This window comes from Rhodococcus sp. EPR-134, from assembly GCF_001647205.1.
GTDB lineage: Bacteria > Actinomycetota > Actinomycetes > Mycobacteriales > Mycobacteriaceae > Rhodococcus_F > Rhodococcus_F qingshengii.
The window spans coordinates 1-2,180 of sequence record NZ_LVCT01000460.1; the positions used below are offsets into that span (position 1 = coordinate 1).

Genomic DNA, 2,180 nt, shown 5'->3' on the forward strand with positions numbered 1-2,180 from the left:
CGTCGACAAGGCAGCTGCCAACTCGGACACGACGTGGTTGCGCGGCGGAGACCTCATCGATCCTCGACACCGTTCGCTGGTTCTCGAGGTCACCACGAGGTTGATCTTCCCGACCATCATGGTGTTGTCGATCTACTTCTTCTTCTCCGGTCACAATGCCCCCGGTGGCGGTTTCGCCGGAGGCCTGACGGCGGGCCTGGCGCTGGTACTTCGGTACCTCGCCGGCGGACGCTACGAACTCGGTGAAGCCGTACCCATCGACGCGGGCAAGATTCTCGGCCTCGGTTTGGCGCTGGCCGCGGGCACCGCCCTGGTGTCGCTGTTCCTCGGCGCCCCGGCGCTCTCGTCCGCCGTCTTCGAGTTCACACTCCCGCTCATCGGCCACGTCAAACTGGTCACCGCACTGTTCTTCGACCTGGGCGTCTACCTCATCGTGGTCGGCCTGGTCCTGGACGTACTCCGAAGTCTCGGCGCCCGCCTCGACGCAGAAATCGAGGTGAAAGCACCATGAGCGCAAACATCGGAATGCTGATCCTGATCGGCGTCCTCACGTCGGCCGGTGTCTACCTGCTGATCGAACGAAGCATCACTCGGATGCTGCTCGGTCTACTTCTATTCGGCAACGCCATCAACCTCTTGATCCTGACCGTCGGTGGATCGGACGGGAATCCGCCCATCGTCGGCCGAGATTCGGTCCACGAGGAAATAGCGGATCCGCTCGCCCAGGGCATGATCCTGACGGCGATCGTGATCACGATGGGTATCGCCGGCTTCGTTCTGGCACTGGCGTACCGGTCTTACAAGATCAACACCGCCGACGCCGTCGAGGACGATCCCGAGGACACCAAGGTTCTCAAGCGTCGCCTGCCTGCCGACGCTCCCGACCACGACCGCTCCGACGACCCGGTCACCGGTGCCCCGAGCATCGGCGGCGACGCATTCGACAAGGACGGCAACCCTATTCCCCTCGAACAACTGGTCAACCTCGAGGACATCGAATGCTACGACGACCTCCACGACGGCGACTTCGAGGACGAACCGGTACCCGACTGGGCCACCGACCTTGCTCGTAAGAAGGAATCCGAGAAGCGGCGCAAAGACGCTCGCCAGACCAAGATCGAGGGAGGTGGAGGCGCATGACCATCTCGGACAACCTGATGGGAGCCCTTGCGCCCCTGCCCGTCTTGATCCCGATGCTGGCCGCAGCTGCGACGCTGGTCGTCGGCCGACGTCCTCGTTTCCAGCGCGTGATCACACTGATCGCGCTCGTCGGCGTCGTCGCGGTGTCGGGCTTGCTGCTCTACCTCGCCGACCGCGACGGTACGACGGCCGTTCAGGTCGGCGGCTGGGACTCCCCCATCGGCATCACACTCGTGGTCGACCGTCTCTCGGCGATGATGCTCGTGGTCTCGTCGGTGGTGTTGCTCGCCGTCATGATCTACGCGATCGGTCAGGGTATTCGCGACGGCAGCGAGGCCCAGCCGGTCTCGATCTTCCTGCCGACCTATCTCGCATTGACTGCCGGAATCTCCAACGCGTTCCTCGCCGGTGACCTCTTCAACCTCTACGTCGGGTTCGAGGTTCTGCTCGCCGCGAGTTTCGTGCTCCTGACGCTCGGTGCCAGCGCCGACCGCGTCCGGGCCGGCGTCTCGTACGTGATGGTCTCGATGGTGTCCTCGCTGATCTTCCTGGCGGGCATCGCCTTCGCCTACGCGGCGACCGGCACCCTCAACATGGCCGACATGGCCCTGCGCTTCGACAACATTCCGCCGGGCACACGAACCGCCATCTTCGCTGTCCTGCTCGTGGCGTTCGGCATCAAGGCCGCGGTTTTCCCGCTGTCCGCGTGGCTACCGGACTCGTATCCGACCGCGCCCGCACCGATCACCGCCGTCTTCGCCGGGTTGCTCACCAAGGTCGGTGTGTACGCGATCATCCGCGCACACTCACTGCTGTTCCCGCAAGGAGAACTCGACAACGTACTGATGGTGTGCGGCCTGCTCACGATGGTGGTCGGCATCATGGGTGCCATCGCGCAGAGCGACATCAAACGTCTGCTCTCGTTCACACTGGTCAGCCATATCGGTTACATGATCTTCGGTATCGCACTGTCCACGACGTCCGGGCTGTCCGGCGCGATCTACTACGTCGCCCACCACATCATCGTGCAGACGACGCTC

General features: G+C 63.7%; 3 protein-coding genes. All 3 read left to right on the top strand.

Features of this window, described 5'->3' with window-relative positions:
• Positions 1 to 511, top strand: a 511-nt coding sequence (locus A2J01_RS21360; RefSeq protein WP_331715332.1) for an MnhB domain-containing protein, incomplete at its 5' end; no start/stop codon positions are given.
• Positions 508 to 1,140 carry a Na(+)/H(+) antiporter subunit C gene (locus tag A2J01_RS21365; protein WP_003945054.1) on the top strand — a complete coding sequence of 211 codons (633 nt, stop codon included), beginning with the start codon at positions 508 to 510 and terminating at the stop codon, positions 1,138 to 1,140. The genes A2J01_RS21360 and A2J01_RS21365, both read left to right, overlap by 4 nt.
• The coding region (locus A2J01_RS21370) for a Na+/H+ antiporter subunit D (RefSeq protein ID WP_064113525.1) at positions 1,137 to 2,180 on the top strand (1,044 nt) is incomplete at its 3' end. The genes A2J01_RS21365 and A2J01_RS21370, both read left to right, overlap by 4 nt.